Origin of the sequence: Mesorhizobium sp. B2-1-3, from assembly GCF_006442495.1 — a bacterium.
In the GTDB taxonomy this organism is placed as follows: domain Bacteria; phylum Pseudomonadota; class Alphaproteobacteria; order Rhizobiales; family Rhizobiaceae; genus Mesorhizobium.
In genome coordinates this window covers 102,516-115,410 of sequence record NZ_VFWL01000020.1, presented here as the reverse complement: position 1 = coordinate 115,410, position 12,895 = coordinate 102,516, and the positions used below count along the sequence as shown (strand labels likewise).

Sequence of the window (12,895 nt, the reverse complement as noted above, 5' to 3'; positions counted from 1 at the left end):
ATTTTCTTCACGGAGTTTCCCATGCTGACCATTTCGGCCGCAGAGGTCGACCAGTCGTTGACCTTCCCGGGCCTAGTGGAGACGCTGCGCGTGGCTTTCCGTGACGGCGCGGTGCAACCCGTCCGGCACCATCACACGGTCGAACGGCCGGACGGTGAGGCCTCGACCTTGCTGCTGATGCCGGCCTGGACCGATTTCAACGCAGCCGGCATCTCGGCCGGGGGGCATATCGGCGTCAAGATCGTTACCGTCTCGCCCGACAACAATGCCATCGGCAAACCGGCAGTGATGGGGGTCTATCTCCTGCTCAACGGCGCCACCGGCGAACCGGAGGCCCTGATCGACGGCCAGCGGCTGACGCAATGGCGCACGGCCTGCGCCTCGGCGCTCGCCGCATCCTATCTGGCGCGCGAAGACGCTTCCCGGCTGCTGGTGATCGGGGCCGGTGCGCTGTCGCCATTCCTCGCCAAGGCGCATTGCGCCGTGCGGCCGATCAGGACCATCCGCATCTGGAATCGCACCTTGGACAACGCCGAGAAGGTCGCCGCCGGACTGCGCGCCGAGGGCTTCGCGGCGAGCGCAGCGACCGATCTCGATGCCGAGCTCGGCCAGGCCGATATCGTCTCGTCGGCGACGATCGCCACCGATCCGCTGATCAAGGGCGCCCGCCTGAAGCCGGGAAGCCATGTCGACATGGTCGGCGGCTTCACCCCGACAATGCGCGAAAGCGACGACGAGGCGATAGGGCGCGCCCGGGTCTATGTCGACACCCGCGCCGGCGCCACCAAGGAAGCGGGCGACATCGTCATACCGCTCGCTTCCGGCGTGCTGAAATCGGAAGCCATCATAGCCGATTTGCACGAGCTGGCGCGCGGTCAGAAGCAAGGGCGCCGGAGCGCCGACGAGATCACGCTGTTCAAGTCGGTCGGCGCCGCGCTCGAGGACCTTGCCGCCGGCATTGCCGTCTACAAGGCGCTCAGGAGCTAGCTTACTGTCCCGGCTGGTTAGCGCCCATAGCTTCGGCGATTACGGCGAAATCGGCCGCGCTTATCGAGAACAGGCCGAAGCGCAGTTGATACCCCCAATTCGGCTTGCCGGCCGTGAAGTCCAGCCTGTCGAGCAATGGCTTGATCGGCGCTTCCCCGGCCGCCGCCCAGTCGACGTCGCGGCGAAAGGGCGTGAAGCCGCCGCCCATGTCGCCTTGATAGGGTTCTCCCTCCCGTACCGTGCCGATCGCCGTGAACGCCCGCAGCCCGTCTTTCTCGCCCAAAATCGTTGTCGGCGAATAATAAACAATGCCGTCCCCGGGCTGCATCCGCCGCAGCGGCGCCGCCTTGCCGTGGTTGACCTGCATAAAGCCGCCCTCGCGGCCGCGCCGGACGTGCTGCGCCGACGCCACCGCGATCCAATACGCGCTCATTCCTGCTCCCCGTCGGCCTGCTGCCCGTCCGACAGCCAGTAGACCCGCAGGCGATGGTTGTCGGGATCGAGCGCAACGAAGGTGCGGCCGAAATCCATGTCGGTCGGCGCCTGCAGGATCTTCAGCCCACGTCCGGACCAGTCGGCATGGGCGGCGTCGACTGCCTCGGGCGTCTCCAGCGCAAAGACCAGCTCCGCCCCGCCGCCGGCCGCTGCCGCCGCCGGTTCCACCGTATGCCTCGACCAGAGACCGAGTTTGAAACCGTTGTCGAGCACGAACAGCACGAATGTCGGCGCGCTTTCGACCGGCTCGCGGCCGAGCAGCGCGCTGTAGAAGGCGCTGCTACGCTGCGGCTGGTCGACGTAGAGGATGACGAAATTGGGGGTGACCATGTCTGTTCTCCAGGGGTTTCGACCGGGACAGATATAAAGCGCGCCACTGTCAGATTCTGGCAGTATGCGTAACGAGAGGCGCCGTAGACAGCTTACAACCGCTCCTGCCGTGGGGTGTCGAGCGTCGCCCGCCATTCCTTCAGCAGCGCCTGACGGCGGCGCGGATAGCGCAGATCCGTCGTCTTGAGCTCGGCTATGCGGTCGGCGCGAAAATGCCGGAAATCCTGCCGTATTTCGCACCACGCCACCACGACCCGCACCTTGTCGAAGAAACCAAGCGCGAACGGCCACACGATGCGCCGCGAGCCCGCGCCACCGGCATCGCGATAGAAGAAGTCCAGCTTGCGCTCGTTGCGGATCGCCTGCCGCACCAGGCCGAGATCGATGCTTTCAACAGTCGGGGCGGGCGGCCCGACCAGCAGTGTGGTGGCGTCGAGATCCTCGCGCAGATCATCAGGCAGCACCGACGCGATCTTGGCAAGCGCGTTGACGGCCGCTGACGAAAGCCGCGAATCCGGCTGCTTGGCGACCCAGCGCGAACCGAGCACAATTGCCTCGATCTCCTCGTCGCTGAACATCAACGGCGGCAGCATGAATCCGGGCTTCAGCACATAGCCGAGCCCCGCCTCGCCTTCGATCGGCGCCCCCTGGCCCTGCAGCGTTGCGATGTCCCGGTAAAGCGTGCGAATTGAAATCCCGAGTTCGTCGGCGAGCGACTGCCCGCTCACCGGCATGCGATGCCGGCGCAATGTCTGGATCAGGTCGAGCAGGCGTTCGGAGCGGGACATATCGAAGATTTGCCTGTTTCTTTGATATTGGTCCATCGCAAGCCGACATGACCAGGCGACGCTTGCGCGGCGGACTTGGTTGCGAAGCCGGTTGCCCTATGTCAAAAGCGGCCACGCCTCGGAGATGCTCCTGCTTGAAATCTTTTCGCGACAAACGCCGCGACAGCCGTCCGCCCGCAAAAAGCGGTGCACAACGGGTGCGTCCGCATGAAGGCCGTGGAACGGCCAGGCCGCAGGAGCGGCCCGAGGCCAAGGTCGACGAGCGCCCCGAGCAGAAGTCGGCGCCCCGCATCCTGGCCCGTCGCGACGGCGCTCTTCCGGCCGAACAGCTTCCGCTGATCCTCGAAGTGGCGCCCAATGCCGATTATGCGCTGCTTGACAGCGGCGCCGGCCAGAAGCTCGAACAATACGGTCCTTATCGGATCGTCCGCCCCGAGGGCCAGGCGATCTGGCAGAAGGCGCTACCGGCAAGGGAATGGGACCGCGCCGACGCTGTCTTCACCGGCGATACCGACGAGGAAGGCATTGGCCGCTGGCGCTTCCCCGGGACGCCGCTCGGCGAGACCTGGCCTATGAAGCACGACGGCATCGACTATCTCGGCCGCTTCACCTCGTTTCGCCACGTCGGCGTGTTTCCCGAGCAGGCCTCGCACTGGGATCACATGGCCGGACTGATCGCGGCGGCCAGGCGGCCGGTCAAGGTGCTCAACCTGTTCGGCTATACCGGCCTTGCCTCGCTGGTGGCGGCGCGCGCCGGCGCCGAGGTCACTCATGTCGATGCCTCGAAAAAGGCGATCGGCTGGGCCCGCGAAAACCAGGAGATGGCCGGGCTTGGCAACAAGCCGATCCGCTGGATCGTCGAAGACGCGGTGAAATTCGCCGAGCGCGAGGAGCGCCGCGGCAGCCGCTATGACATCGTTCTGTTCGACCCGCCCGCCTATGGCCGCGGCCCCAAGGGCGAGGTCTGGCAGTTGTTCGAGGACCTGCCGACATTGACCGATCTCTGCCGATCGATCCTGACCCCGAAACCGCTTGCCGTGGTGCTGACCGCTTATTCGATCCGAGCCTCCTTCTTCGCCATCCATGCCCTCATGCGTGACACCTTTGCCGGCATGGGCGGCAGGGTTGAATCGGGCGAATTGATCATCCGCGAAAAATCGGCGGGCCGCGCGCTGTCGACCTCGCTGTTCTCGCGCTGGGTGGCCTGATGAGTGGATATAACGGCGCCCGTCCGGTCGGGCAGGTGAAAGAGGTCACCAGCCTCGCCAATCCGCTGGTCAAGGACATCAAGGCGCTAGCCTTGAAAAAATTCCGCGACCAGCAGAACGCCTTCATGGCCGAGGGACTGAAGCTGGTCATCGATGCGCTCGACCTCGGCTGGCATATCAGGACCCTGGTCTTCGCCAAGGCCGGACGCGGCAACGCGGCGGTGGAGAAGGTCGCTGCGCGCACGGTGGCTTCCGGCGGCACGGTGCTTGAAGTCTCGGAAAAAGTGCTTGTCGCCATAACCCGCCGCGACAATCCGCAAATGGTGATCGGCGTTTTCTCGCAGAAATTCCTGGCCCTGAAGGATATCCGCGCCGACAATGGCGATGTCTGGGTGGCGCTCGACCGGGTGCGTGATCCCGGCAATCTCGGCACCGTCATCCGCACGGTGGACGCCGTAGGCGCGAAGGGCGTGATCCTGGTCGGAGACACCACCGATCCCTTTTCGGTGGAGACGGTGCGCGCCACCATGGGCTCTATCTTCGCCGTTCCGGTGGCCAAGGCGACGACCGAGGCATTCCTCGCCTGGCGCGGCGGGTTTTCGGGTCTCGTCGCCGGCACACACCTCAAAGGCGCGGTCGACTACCGCTCGGTCGATTTTTCCCGGGGGCCGGTGCTGCTGATGATGGGCAATGAACAGCAAGGCCTGCCCGAAAGCCTGGCGGCGAGTTGCGACAGGCTGCTCAGGATTCCGCAGGCAGGGCGTGCCGATTCGCTCAATCTTGCCGTCGCCACCGGCGTCATGCTGTTCGAGATCCGCCGCGGCGCGCTGAAACTGGACCCTATGGTGGATTCGCAATGAGGGTTGCCCAATCGTGAAATCATGGTCTCCCTATGCGCTGCTGGTCGTCGCGGCCATCGCGCTCGACCAGTGGATAAAACATTTGGTCGAGATCGGCCTTCCCTTTCAGGAAAAGCTCGATCTCCTGCCCTTCCTGGCGCTGTTTCGCACCTATAATACCGGCATCGCCTTCTCGATGTTCTCATCCTTCGGCGATACCGGGCTGGTGATCATCGCCGTTCTCGTCGTCGCCTTCGTGCTCTATCTGGCCACGCACACGCCAGCGGGCCATGTTATTGCCCGCACCGGCTTTACCCTGATCATCGGTGGCGCGCTCGGCAATCTGATCGACCGCGCCGTCTACGGCCACGTCATCGACTACATCCTGTTCCACACTCCGGTCTGGTCCTTCGCCGTGTTCAATCTCGCCGATGCCTTCATTTCGGTCGGCGCCGCGCTGGTCGTGCTTGACGAAGTTTTGGGCTGGCGGCGCCAGCCCAAGCCCCAGGGTCCCGACGCCTGACCGATTGACCCGGCGCGGCCGCCGCAGCAGAGTCCAAACGTCGATAGATCGAGGAGAGAAAAATGCCCGAAACCTTCAAAGCCATCCTCGTTTCGCGCGACGCCGAAAAGAAACAGTCGGTGGCGGTGACCGACCTCACCGAAGCCGATCTCATGGACGGTGACGTCACCGTCGCAGTCGAAGCGACGACGGTGAACTACAAGGATGGGCTCGCAATATCAGGCAAGGCGCCGGTCATTCGCCGCTGGCCCTTGGTGCCAGGCATCGATTTCGCCGGAACGGTCTTATCCTCTTCCCATCCCGACTGGCGCAAGGGAGACAAGGTCATCCTGAACGGCTGGGGTGTCGGCGAGACGCATTTTGGCGCCTATGCCGGGCGCGCCCGCGTCAACGGCGACTGGCTGGTGCCGCTCCCCGACGGCATCAGCGCGCATGACGCGATGGCGGTCGGCACCGCCGGCTATACCGCAATGCTGTGCGTCATGGCACTGGAGCGGCACGGCATCGTGCCCGATCGCGGGCCCGTGGTGGTGACGGGCGCGGCCGGCGGCGTCGGTTCGGTCGCGGTCTCCATCCTGTCCACCCTGGGCTATCACGTCATTGCCTCGACCGGGCGCAATGCCGAAAGCCCGTATCTCATCGATCTTGGCGCCGCGGAGGTGATATCGCGTGACGAACTCAGCCAGCCGACCAAGCCGCTCGCCAAGGAGCGTTGGGCGGGCGGCATCGATTCCGTCGGCAGCCACACACTGGCCAATGTGCTCTCTATGACCTCCTATGGCGGTGCCGTCGCGGCCTGCGGCCTGGCCGGCGGCATGGACCTGCCGTCGAGCGTGGCACCTTTCATCCTGCGCGGCGTTTCGCTGCTCGGCATCGATTCGGTGATGGCGCCGAAACCGGTGCGGCTCGAGGCCTGGCGCCGCATCGACGCCGACCTGGATCTGCGCAAGCTCGCCAGCCTGTCCACGACCATCGGCTTCGACGACATCATCGACGCCGCGCGCGACATCGTCGACGGCAAGATCCGCGGCCGCGTCGTCGTAGACATGCAGTGAGTTCGCCGGGGTAAAACAACCTATCCGCTAAAATTCGAACGATCCCCCGCAGGCTTCCATAATTTCTGTCCGGTAGGATTTTCGCATGGTCGCGGAATCCGGCATCCAGGAAGCGGAGACTGGCGAAGACGTCGATGCGGTACCCCCGCCGGCGTCGGCGCGGCGGTTCGTCGCCGCACCGCCGCTGGCGCCTGAGCCGCAACAGGCCAGGAATCAGCCGCGATTGGCCGCCCGCGAAGGCTTGCCGCTGCTGACCTTCGTCGCCATCATCATGCTGGCGGGGCTGACGCACCTGACCGGCGCGCCGATCTTCATCAGCCTCGCTTTGCTGGCGACCGGCCTTGCCGGCTTCGGCCTGCACCTGCGCGCCAGAAGGAACGAATCCCGCACCGCCGCGCTGCTTGATGAAACCACGGCTCGCAGCCGTGCCGAGATCGAGACGCTGGCCGATCGCATGTGGGAGATGCAGGAGAGCGAAGAGCGCTTTCGCGGCCTGATCGACGCGCTTGGCGATCTCGTCATCCACCGCGACCGCGACGGCTATATCGTCTATGCCAACAAGGTGTTCGCCGATCTCGTCGAGGTCGACCAGCGCGACCTCGCCGGCAAAACCCTGGCGGAACTTGGCATCGAAGTCGGTATCGTTCCCGACGCCGCCTTTTCCGACCATGAATGCCTGAGTTCCACCGACGTCGCCATCCGCACCCCTGGCGGTTCGCGCTGGTTCTCGTGGATCGAACTGTCGGTGCGCGACAAGGACAGCGGTTCTGTCTCGCATCGCGCCATCGCCCGCGACATCACCGCCCGCAAGCGTGCCGAATCCTCGCTGATCACCGCGCGCGAGCGGGCCGAATACGCAAGCCAGGCCAAATCGCGCTTCCTCGCCACCGTCAGCCATGAAATCCGCACGCCGATGAACGGCATCATGGGCATGGCCAGGCTGTTGGCCGATACCAGCCTGTCGCCGGAGCAGCAGACCTATGTCGGCGCCATTTCGACCTCGGCCAGCGCGCTGCTGGCCCTCATCGAGGACCTGCTCGACTATTCCAAGATCGAGGCGGGACGCTTCGATCCCGAACCGCAGCCAATGTCGGTGCGCGAGATCGCCGACAACGTTGTCGAGCTCCTCGCCGCGCGCGCCTTCTCCAAGGATATCGGCCTCGGCTGCCATGTCGAGCCCGACGTGCCGCAATTGATCACCGCAGATCCGGGCCGAGTCAGGCAGGTGCTGCTCAACCTGATCGGCAACGCCATCAAGTTCACCGACAGCGGCGGGGTGCTGGTGAGTATAGCGCGCGCCCGCACTGAAACCACCGACCGCATATGCTTCACCATCGCGGATACCGGGCCAGGCCTGCATGAAGACGACATGGAGCGCATTTTCGAGGAGTTCGAGCAGGCCGACGGTACCTCGACGCGCGCGCATGGCGGAGCCGGTCTCGGTCTTGCCATCTCCAAGCGCCTGGTGACCGCCATGGGCGGCACGATTTCCGTCTCCAGCCGGCTGGGGCAGGGTTCGGAATTCGTCTTCGATATCCCGGCCATCTCCGCGAGCGAGCCACCACCGGGCCGGATGGACGCGCTTCAGGGCAGGCACGCGGTAATCCTGTCGAGAAATATCGTCGAGGCCGACGCCATCGCCCGCAGCATCCGCGCCAACGGCGGCGCGGTCGATATCGCCACCACCGTGGCGCAGGCGGCATCGTTCTCCGGCGATTGCGACGTGCTGCTGGTCGACGCGGCCATGGAAGAGGGCGACGGAAGACTGCTCAAGCGGCTGCGCCAAAGCGGTTTTTCCGATTGCGAAGCCATCACGCTGATCGCCCCGACCGATCGCGGCATGCTCGGCGAGTTCCGCGCCAGCGGCTACGCGACCTTCCTCGCCAGACCGGTGCGAGGCGGAACACTTTTGCGTGTGCTTCTGAGCAGTCATGCGCCGGCGCTTGCCCCGACACGGCCGGAAAAGCCCCACCCGCCGGCGCTTCGCGCCGCCAGTGATCGCCAGCGTGGCCTGTCGGTGCTGATCGCCGAGGACAATGACATCAACGCCATGCTCGCTCGCGCCACGCTGCTGAAGGCCGGTCATCGCGTCAAGGTTGTCGGCAACGGCAAGGCGGCGGTCGAGGCCGTTACCGGTGCCGGACACAAACACCGCTTCGACGTGGTGCTGATGGACCTGCACATGCCGGTGATGGATGGGATGGACGCCATCGCCGCCATCCGCCGCCATGAGGAGGAGACGGCCGTGCCGCCAGTGCCCATCATGGTGCTGTCGGCCGACAGCCAGGAAAAGACCCGCCATGCGGTGCTCGCCCACGGCGCCAGCGGCTTTGTCACCAAGCCGCTCGACCCCGATGCACTGGTCGACGCCATCGAGGGGCAGGTCGCCGCCTGAGCCTTTTTTTCATCAATCTCCTGCCGAGCGGCGCCACCTTGCTTTTGCATAACGTAGCCGGTTGACCGTATTCGCCAGCCGACGAAGTATTGCCCGCGACGCCGTATCACGGTACTGTCACAATCCTGTTGCACCTACACCGTATCCCCGTGCCAAGAGGGATGGCTCGAAGGAGAATCACTCGTGCATACAGTTATGCCGGAATGTGACACTCGGCCGAACGCTGGCGGCGCCTTGCTTGCCGGGCGCAATGTCGATTCCGTCACAAAGGGCGCAGCGCTCGGCCGTATCGGCAACCTCGAAGTGCGGTTGGCCCGCAACGAGGCCGAGATCGCGGCCGCGCAGGAAGTGCGCTACCGGGTATTCTACGACGAGCTTGGCGCCAGGAAGAACCTGTTTCAGGTGCAGGACCGCCGTGATGCCGACCGCTTCGATCCGCACTGCGATCACCTGCTCGTCTTCGATACCTCGCTTTCCGGCCCCGAACATCGCCGCATCGTCGGGACCTACCGGCTGCTGCGGCAAGAAATCGCTGCGGCCGCCGGCGGCTTCTATTCCGAAGGCGAGTTCGAGCTGACCAAGCTCATCGCCCGTCACCCCGGCCAGCGCTTTCTCGAGCTCGGCCGCTCCTGCGTCCTGCCGGAATACCGTTCGAAGCGCACCATCGAGGCATTGTGGCAAGGCATCTGGGCCTACATCAACCACTACGGCATTGGCGTGATGACCGGCTGTGCGTCTTTCCAGGGCACGGTGCCGGCGGCCCATGCCGAGGCGCTCACCTATCTGGCGCATCACTGCCGCACGAATTCGGCCTGGGACGTGCGCGCCGTCGCCGGGCGCTATTGTTCCATGGACCTGATGCCGATCGAGGCGGTCAATGCCAAGGCAGCGATCGCTGCGATGCCGCCCTTGGTCAAGGGCTATCTCAGGGTCGGCGCCCGCATCGGCGACGGCTGCGTCATCGATCGTGAATTCTCGACGGTCGATGTGTTCGTGGTGATGCCGGTCAAGGAGATCGGCGCCCGCTACGTCAATTATTACGGCGGGGAAGCGCAGCGCTTCGCGGCGTGAACAGTAGTCAGTAGGCAGTAGGCAGTAGGCAGTAGGCAGTAGTGAAGACATCATGATTCATCCACTGACTAATCCCTAATCCCTTCTCTCACGAAATATCCTCCGGCCGCCTGCCGGGCCGGCTCTTGTAGGACGCAAACGACCAGCCGAATTTGAGCGCGCCGCCGCGCACGGCGAATGCCGCGGCGAAACCGGCCAAGCCTGACACGATCTGCGGCAGTCCGGCGACATCGCCCAATGTGAAGATCGACGCGCCAACCAGGGCGGCCGTAACATAGATTTCCGGCCTCAGCAGCACCGAAGGCTCCCCTGCCAGCACGTCGCGCAGGATGCCGCCGAATGTGGCGGTCAGCACGCCGGTGATGACGGAAACGACCGGCGAACCGGTGATGGCCAACCCTTTGGCCGCACCCATCACCGAAAAAGCGGCCAGCCCGACGGTGTCGAGCCAGAGCAGCCACTTCCAGCGGGATTCGACACGGTGTGCGCTGAAAAACACCAGCACCGCAACCGCCGCGCAGATCAGCACATAGCTGGAATTGGCGATCCAGAAAACCGGCAGGTTAAGGACGACGTCGCGAAGAGTGCCGCCGCCGATGCCGGTGACGCACGCCAGGAAAAGGAAGCCGATAACGTCGAGCTGCTTGCGCGACGCGGCAAGCGCACCTGTCGCCGCGAAGACCGCAACGCCGGCATAGTCGAGAAGCGCGATGGGGTTCAAGGGCGGGACCAGGGAGTAAGGCAGCAGGGGAGTAGGGGAGTATGTTTAGCACGAAGCCGTACTGTTGATACGCCCCTTACTGCCTTACTGCCTTACTGCCTTACTGCCTTACTGCCTTACTGCCTTACTGCCTTACTGCCTTACTGCCTTGCCCTATTCCCTATTCCCCTAACTACGCGTCCTTCTCCGCCTGCTCGTTGACGGGCCCCGGCTCGACCGGCGCTTCGCCAGCGGCGAGTTTCGGGCCGCCCTTGGCAACGCCGACCATGGCCGGGCGCAGCACCCGCTCCCCGATCGAATAGCCCGGCTGCACGACCTGCACCACCGTGTTGGCCGGCACATCGGGATTGGGCACTTCGAACATGGCCTGGTGGAAATTGGGATCGAACTTCTCGCCTTCCGGCGCGAGCTTCTTGACGCCGTGCCGCTCCAGTGCGGACAGCATGGCACGCTCGGTGAGATCGACGCCGTCGATCAGCGCCTTGAAACCCGCATCGCCGGACGCCTTGGCCTCGGCGGGAATAGCGTCCAGCGCGCGGCGCAGATTGTCCGAAACCGACAGCATGTCGCGGGCGAAGTTCGCGACCGCATAGGTACGCGCGTCATGCACGTCGCGCGCGGTGCGGCGACGCAGGTTCTCCATCTCGGCCGCAACGCGAAGCGCCCTGTCCTTCAGCTCTTCATTCTCCTTCAGGAGCCGCACAACCGCTTCATAATCGCCATCGACGCCACCTTCCGTGCGCTCGGCATTGGCTTCGGTCGCCTCAATTTCGTCGGGCGCGCGTTCGTCTTTTGCCTGGTCGCTCATCGCCGTTTCCCATCATCTCGAATAGTGTGGATTTTGAGCCCGATATCGAGGTTTGGTGGGCAAAAATCAAGGGGTAAGCGAAGGCACAGGCCCAGCCGTTCAAACCGGATGGCGATCAGTGCGATGCTTCGATTTTAATTCAAACTTTACCATAGCTTCCACCTTTGCTTGCCCCGGCGGCGCGATCGGGGAACCATTTGCTGGCTGGAGGATTTTCGAACCGACACAGGATTTTTGAAATGACACCCCGCGACAAGGGCGAAAAGAAAGATCGGATCGCCGCCGAAATCCGGCGCCAGCTAGGCACGGCGGCGGTGAGACGCTTTCTGCATGCGCTGCCGGCCTTTCGCGCCGAGAAAGACATTCCCGACCGCTTCCGGGACCAGCTCGAACGTCTCGACGGCCTGGAAAACAGCATGGCTGGCGGCGCGCGCCATTGATGCATGTGACCGGATGCGATCCGGGTTGGCAGAGTTGCAAGGGTTAGAACAGAACCTGAAGTCGCGGCCTGGATCGAGGATCCCGCGCCCCATCGCGACAATTACGCGCGGTAATTTCTCGTGATTAGCCTTGCGGGAGCCGGGCCCCTCCGCCTATGCTTCATGATGAACATGATTTCCCCTGAGACTGCCGCCAACAGTAAGCGCGCCTGGTTGAAGATCCTGGCGCGCTACAAGAAGCCGGACAGGCGGCGCAGCGCCGTCGAACTGGCGATCACCCTGATCCCTTTCGCAGCACTCTGGGCGCTGTCCTCGATCGCCTTTGCCTATGGCCATTGGTGGGGGCTGGTGCTGATCTTGCCGGCGGCGGGCTTCCTGGTGCGGATTTTCATGATCCAGCACGATTGCGGGCACGGATCTTTCTTCGCCAACCGCACCGCCGATGACTGGATAGGCCGCGTCCTGGGCGTGCTTACGCTGACGCCTTATGATTGCTGGCGGAGTGCTCATGCCACCCATCATGCCAGCGCGGGTAATCTCGACGAGCGCGGCGTTGGCGATATCAAGACGTTGACGGTCGCGGAGTACCGGCGGATGTCCTGGAGAGGTCGCCTCGCCTATCGTCTCTATCGCCATCCCCTGGTCATGTTCGGACTGGGACCGATATGGCTCTTCATCTTCGAGCAAAGGCTGCCGGTCGGGATGATGCGCGGTGGCCTGAAGCCCTGGGTATCCTCGATGGCCACCAACCTCGCCATCGTGCTGGCAGCGTCGATCCTGATATGGTTCGTCGGTATTGGCGCTTTTCTGGTCGTCCACCTGCCGATCGTCATCCTTGCCGGGTCGGCCGGCATCTGGCTGTTCTATGTCCAGCACCAGTTCGAGGAGACCGAATGGGCGAAGGACGATGAGTGGGAGTTCCAGCGTGCCGCCTTGCACGGATCCTCCTATTATGACCTGCCGCCGGTGCTGAACTGGTTCACCGGCAACATCGGTGTCCATCATGTCCATCACCTCTCCGCGAAGGTGCCAGGCTACCGCCTGCAGGAAGTGCTGCGCGATTATCCGGAACTGCGCGGCATAGGCCGCATCACCCTTCTTGAGAGCCTGCGCTGCGTCAAGCTGGCGCTGTGGGATGAAAACAGCGGCAAGCTGGTGTCTTTTCGCCAGGCACGGATGGCGGCGTAGCCATCTTCTGCCTGGCTCTGCTGTCCCCGATCCGCCGGCGGGCACCT

14 protein-coding genes are annotated in these 12,895 nt (G+C 64.2%); 9 read left to right on the top strand and 5 right to left on the bottom strand.

The window, feature by feature from the left end; all coding sequences use genetic code 11:
• Nucleotides 1-21 precede the first annotated feature (21 nt).
• Nucleotides 22-987: an ornithine cyclodeaminase family protein gene (locus tag FJ973_RS26375; protein ID WP_140558401.1), complete on the top strand. Its 966-nt coding sequence runs from the start codon at nt 22-24 to the stop codon at nt 985-987.
• A 1-nt stretch (nt 988) separates the two neighbouring features.
• On the opposite strand, the gene FJ973_RS26370 is transcribed toward FJ973_RS26375, so the two are convergent.
• The 3 genes from FJ973_RS26370 to FJ973_RS26360 form a co-directional block, all read right to left on the bottom strand.
• A complete protein-coding gene (locus FJ973_RS26370; protein ID WP_140558399.1) occupies nt 989-1,420 on the bottom strand; it encodes an EVE domain-containing protein in 432 nt (143 codons plus the stop codon).
• Nucleotides 1,417-1,812, bottom strand: a complete 396-nt coding sequence (locus FJ973_RS26365; protein ID WP_140558397.1) for a VOC family protein — start codon at nt 1,810-1,812, stop codon at nt 1,417-1,419. The genes FJ973_RS26370 and FJ973_RS26365 overlap by 4 nt, the downstream gene beginning before the upstream one ends.
• Nucleotides 1,813-1,904: 92 nt before the next feature.
• Nucleotides 1,905-2,600, bottom strand: coding sequence for a YafY family protein (locus FJ973_RS26360; RefSeq protein ID WP_140522522.1), 696 nt, complete (start codon nt 2,598-2,600; stop codon nt 1,905-1,907).
• Nucleotides 2,601-2,734: 134 nt separating this feature from the next.
• Between FJ973_RS26360 and FJ973_RS26355 the strand changes: the two genes are divergently transcribed.
• The 6 genes from FJ973_RS26355 (at nt 2,735) to FJ973_RS26330 (ending at nt 9,691) form a co-directional block, all read left to right on the top strand.
• Entirely contained in the window at nt 2,735-3,808 is a 1,074-nt protein-coding gene (locus tag FJ973_RS26355; RefSeq protein ID WP_140558395.1) for a class I SAM-dependent rRNA methyltransferase, read from the top strand.
• Entirely contained in the window at nt 3,808-4,668 is an 861-nt protein-coding gene (locus FJ973_RS26350; RefSeq protein ID WP_140558393.1) for an RNA methyltransferase, read from the top strand. Before FJ973_RS26355 ends, FJ973_RS26350 begins: the two co-directional genes overlap by 1 nt.
• Before the next feature lie 13 nt (nt 4,669-4,681).
• Nucleotides 4,682-5,170 carry a signal peptidase II gene (lspA, locus tag FJ973_RS26345; protein ID WP_140558391.1) on the top strand — a complete coding sequence of 163 codons (489 nt, stop codon included), beginning with the start codon at nt 4,682-4,684 and terminating at the stop codon, nt 5,168-5,170.
• A 62-nt stretch (nt 5,171-5,232) separates the two neighbouring features.
• Nucleotides 5,233-6,225, top strand: coding sequence for an MDR family oxidoreductase (locus tag FJ973_RS26340; RefSeq protein WP_140558389.1), 993 nt, complete (start codon nt 5,233-5,235; stop codon nt 6,223-6,225).
• A gap of 85 nt (nt 6,226-6,310) precedes the next feature.
• Entirely contained in the window at nt 6,311-8,620 is a 2,310-nt protein-coding gene (locus FJ973_RS26335) for a PAS domain-containing hybrid sensor histidine kinase/response regulator (protein ID WP_140558387.1), read from the top strand.
• Between the two features lie 183 nt (nt 8,621-8,803).
• On the top strand, nt 8,804-9,691 hold the full coding sequence (locus FJ973_RS26330) for a GNAT family N-acetyltransferase (protein WP_140500229.1): 888 nt from the start codon (nt 8,804-8,806) through the stop codon (nt 9,689-9,691).
• An 88-nt stretch (nt 9,692-9,779) separates the two neighbouring features.
• On the opposite strand, the gene FJ973_RS26325 is transcribed toward FJ973_RS26330, so the two are convergent.
• Together FJ973_RS26325 and grpE are read right to left on the bottom strand one after the other, a co-directional pair.
• On the bottom strand, nt 9,780-10,412 hold the full coding sequence (locus FJ973_RS26325) for a trimeric intracellular cation channel family protein (protein ID WP_140558385.1): 633 nt from the start codon (nt 10,410-10,412) through the stop codon (nt 9,780-9,782).
• 172 nt (nt 10,413-10,584) lie between these two features.
• On the bottom strand, nt 10,585-11,220 hold the full coding sequence (gene grpE / locus FJ973_RS26320; RefSeq protein WP_140549492.1) for a nucleotide exchange factor GrpE: 636 nt from the start codon (nt 11,218-11,220) through the stop codon (nt 10,585-10,587).
• Between the two features lie 239 nt (nt 11,221-11,459).
• Here grpE and FJ973_RS26315 point away from each other — a divergent pair, with 239 nt between their 5' ends.
• Together FJ973_RS26315 and FJ973_RS26310 are read left to right on the top strand one after the other, a co-directional pair.
• Nucleotides 11,460-11,660, top strand: coding sequence for a hypothetical protein (locus FJ973_RS26315; RefSeq protein WP_140500234.1), 201 nt, complete (start codon nt 11,460-11,462; stop codon nt 11,658-11,660).
• Nucleotides 11,661-11,825: 165 nt separating this feature from the next.
• The gene (locus FJ973_RS26310; protein WP_140500460.1) at nt 11,826-12,848 is read left to right on the top strand and encodes a fatty acid desaturase; all 1,023 of its coding nucleotides are present in this window, start codon (nt 11,826-11,828) and stop codon (nt 12,846-12,848) included.
• The last annotated feature ends 47 nt before the right edge of the window (nt 12,849-12,895 follow it).

Excerpts from the sequence above, each read along its gene's own strand:
- FJ973_RS26365 (WP_140558397.1), bottom strand. The coding sequence starts at position 1,812 with ATGGTCACCCCCAATTTCGTCATCCTCTACGTCGACCAGCCGCAGCGT.
- grpE (WP_140549492.1), bottom strand. The coding sequence starts at position 11,220 with ATGAGCGACCAGGCAAAAGACGAACGCGCGCCCGACGAAATTGAGGCG.
- FJ973_RS26315 (WP_140500234.1), top strand. The coding sequence starts at position 11,460 with ATGACACCCCGCGACAAGGGCGAAAAGAAAGATCGGATCGCCGCCGAA.
- FJ973_RS26310 (WP_140500460.1), top strand. The coding sequence starts at position 11,826 with ATGAACATGATTTCCCCTGAGACTGCCGCCAACAGTAAGCGCGCCTGG.
- FJ973_RS26375 (WP_140558401.1), top strand. The coding sequence starts at position 22 with ATGCTGACCATTTCGGCCGCAGAGGTCGACCAGTCGTTGACCTTCCCG.
- FJ973_RS26335 (WP_140558387.1), top strand. The coding sequence starts at position 6,311 with ATGGTCGCGGAATCCGGCATCCAGGAAGCGGAGACTGGCGAAGACGTC.
- FJ973_RS26340 (WP_140558389.1), top strand. The coding sequence starts at position 5,233 with ATGCCCGAAACCTTCAAAGCCATCCTCGTTTCGCGCGACGCCGAAAAG.
- FJ973_RS26350 (WP_140558393.1), top strand. The coding sequence starts at position 3,808 with ATGAGTGGATATAACGGCGCCCGTCCGGTCGGGCAGGTGAAAGAGGTC.
- FJ973_RS26360 (WP_140522522.1), bottom strand. The coding sequence starts at position 2,600 with ATGTCCCGCTCCGAACGCCTGCTCGACCTGATCCAGACATTGCGCCGG.
- FJ973_RS26370 (WP_140558399.1), bottom strand. The coding sequence starts at position 1,420 with ATGAGCGCGTATTGGATCGCGGTGGCGTCGGCGCAGCACGTCCGGCGC.